Origin of the sequence: Streptomyces sp. NPDC002130, assembly GCF_040296465.1 — a bacterium.
In the GTDB taxonomy this organism is placed as follows: Bacteria; Actinomycetota; Actinomycetes; order Streptomycetales; family Streptomycetaceae; genus Streptomyces.
The window spans coordinates 1-1,503 of sequence record NZ_JBEOXI010000788.1; the positions used below are offsets into that span (position 1 = coordinate 1).

2 protein-coding genes are annotated in these 1,503 nt (G+C 62.8%); one reads left to right on the plus strand and one right to left on the minus strand.

Annotated features, from left to right (window positions below):
• On the plus strand, window positions 1-1,036 hold a 1,036-nt coding region (locus ABT116_RS45540; RefSeq protein ID WP_502984067.1), incomplete at its 5' end, for a GGDEF domain-containing protein.
• A 56-nt stretch (window positions 1,037-1,092) separates the two neighbouring features.
• On the opposite strand, the gene ABT116_RS45545 is transcribed toward ABT116_RS45540, so the two are convergent.
• A partial coding sequence (locus ABT116_RS45545) for a hypothetical protein (protein ID WP_351646979.1) occupies window positions 1,093-1,503 on the minus strand: 411 nt, incomplete at its 5' end.

Genomic DNA, 1,503 nt, shown 5'->3' on the forward strand with positions numbered 1-1,503 from the left:
GTCGCACATGTCGACGGGTCTGCGCTCCGCGGAGTCGCAGGCGCTCGACCACCTGCCCGACTCGGACGTGAAGGAGTGGTTGCTCTGGTTCTCGAGTGAGTTCGTCAACTACATGACCATCGTCCCGTTGGTGCTGACATTCCCTTCGCTTCGGCGAGCGGATCGGGACCCGAAAGCTGTTGCCGCACTTCTGCGTCGATCTGTGGTTCCGACAGCGCTGCTGGCCCTCTGCATCATCTTGGAGTGGGTGATCGGCGGTGCCGGAGCGATCACGTTTGCCATGCCGGCCCTGGTGACTGCCGCCTTGCTCACCAATGTCTTCGTCACCTCGGTGCTCACAGCCGTATCAACTGCCTGGACGTTGGTACTGACGGCCGACGGTCATCTCGGATTGTCCAGCGAGGGCGTCTCGCCCGTCAGTGCGTCGGTCCAGATCGGATTGTCGCTGCTGGCGGTAGCGCCGATCGCGGTGGCCTGCGTAATCCTCGAGCGCCGCCGCGCGCTCGAGGCACTCACCCAGGCAGTCACCCACGACGATCTCACCGGTGCGCTGCGCCGGGACGAGTTCTTGCGGCGAGGCGGCAGCGTGACGGGTGCGACCGATCCGCGTCGACACTCTGGACGTCCGGTCAGCGTCCTGATGATGGATCTGGATCACTTCAAGATGGTGAACGACAACCTCGGTCATCGCGCCGGCGACACCGCGTTGGTGAGTTTTGCCGATCAGGTGCGGCGGAATCTCGACGACAAGCATCTGTTCGCCCGTTTGGGCGGCGAGGAGTTCGTCGTACTGATGGCCGGTGTCGATCTGGCGGGTGCGACCGAGACGGCCGAGATGATTCGACGTGCGCAGGCCGAGAGTTCGTCGGCAGTGTTGGGTGAACTCGGGCCCACCGTCAGCATCGGTGTCGCGTGTTCACCTGCAGGCGGCGCGGAGCTGACGCAGCTGGTCGACTGCGCCGACGAAGCGTTGTACCGGGCGAAGAAACTCGACCGGAATCGAACCGTGTCGCTCACGGTCGGAGAAGCGAAGTAACCCGTGCGGACCCGCAGTGTTTTGCAGGTCCGCACGGGTTGGTGGTGTCGAGCGATTCAGAACAGGTTGATCAGAGCCGGGACGCTGAACAACGCGACGTAGTAACCCATGAACAGGACACCGCCGTGAATCTTGAACAGACGCCCGAGCAAGCCGCCGACGAGGCCGACCGTCACGGTGATCAGAAGCCCGAGGATGCCGCCCTCCCAGATACTGATGACCACGACCAGTCCCGTGAACACCGCGATCACAGCTTCGTGACTGATGTGTTTGACCACCGCTGACGCAGCGCGGTACGCGTAGTTCATGGCAAACGGATATGCGATGACCGTTGCCGTGACCACTGCGAGCAGGCCGTAGAGCAGGAACTCCCACTGGGTCAGGTACGTGGAGAGATTGTTGATCACTCCGGTTTCCTGATTGGTTTCGAAAACCGGCGGAGCGTTGAACAGAGGCGCCGCGGGACC